Source organism: Neisseria sp. P0008.S010, from assembly GCF_051962715.1.
GTDB lineage: Bacteria > Pseudomonadota > Gammaproteobacteria > Burkholderiales > Neisseriaceae > Neisseria > Neisseria elongata.
In genome coordinates this window covers 1-376 of sequence record NZ_JBQCVA010000191.1, presented here as the reverse complement: position 1 = coordinate 376, position 376 = coordinate 1, and the positions used below count along the sequence as shown (strand labels likewise).

1 protein-coding gene is annotated in these 376 nt (G+C 55.6%); it reads right to left on the bottom strand.

Going from position 1 to position 376, the window contains the following annotated elements:
- Positions 1–299 (bottom strand): phage tail assembly protein T (locus tag ACTHSL_RS13170; RefSeq protein ID WP_440381700.1); only part of this gene is annotated, 299 nt, incomplete at its 3' end.
- Positions 300–376 lie beyond the last annotated feature (77 nt).

Here is a 376-nt window from a genome sequence, read left to right as displayed (position 1 = left end):
AGCCCTGCCGCTTTCTGCATCAGCACATGATCTTCAGGCTCTTCGTCAGCCTCGCGCCGGTTCAGCAGACTGAAATCCAGCGGATGCATATCCGGATCGCTGAAAAACAGGCTGAGCACGGTGTACGTCAGCCCGGAAAAGTGCATATCCAGCAGAACATCATGAAAATAATGGGTACTGTAAAAGCGGTGCCAGTCGGCATACTCCGTGGATGACATCCCGGCAAGCATGGCACGCCAGTCGGGTCGCCCCATCTCACGCGCCAGTTTCAGGGCAAAACTCAGCTCACCGTCGAACACTTTCCCGCAGAAACAGGCTCTGCGGGCCCGGCGTCCTCTGTCTGTTCAGGGGCATTATTCACCACAAACTCATACAT